The following is a 568-nucleotide window of genomic DNA, read 5'->3' as shown; positions in this document are numbered from 1 at the left end:
AAGCTGGGGAGAGCCGGTCGACCAGCTCGGCGAAAAGCTCAACCGCGTCCGCGAGCGCGCGCTTGCGCATGGCCGCAGGATCAGGTTCGGCCTGCGCATCCACATCATCGTGCGCGAAACGGAAGAAAAAGCCTGGGCTGCCGCCGACGATCTCATCAGCCGGGTGACGGACGAGCAGATTGCCGCGGCGCAGAACCAGTTCCAGAACGTGTCGCAATCCGTTGGCCAGAAGCGCATGTCGGCGCTGCACCAGGGGCGGCGTGATCAGCTGGTCATCGCGCCGAACCTATGGGCAGGTCTTGGCCTCGTTCGCGGCGGCGCCGGAACCGCTCTGGTGGGCAGCCCCGAAAACGTCGCCGCGCGGCTCCGAGAATATCAGGCGATCGGCATCGAGACGATCATCACCTCCGGATATCCACATTTGGAAGGGGCGTTCAGCGTGGCGGAATTGCTCTTCCCGGTGTTAGGAATTGCCGGCGAGGAGACGCACAGCCTCAGGGCGGAGAACCAAACCTTGGAAAGCGGTCTGAAACCACGGCGCATCGCGTGAAGGGAGCGGCGCGTAGGG

The 568-nt window shown here is 64.4% G+C and carries 1 protein-coding gene; it reads left to right on the top strand.

The annotated features are described in order from the left end of the window. The coding region (locus tag AC1D0P_RS27490; protein ID WP_477679625.1) for an LLM class flavin-dependent oxidoreductase at positions 1–550 on the top strand (550 nt) is incomplete at its 5' end. Positions 551–568: the final 18 nt, after the last annotated feature.

It is taken from the genome of Polaromonas sp. P1_G2, assembly GCF_056405515.1.
This window is presented reverse-complemented; position numbering and strand designations above follow the sequence as displayed.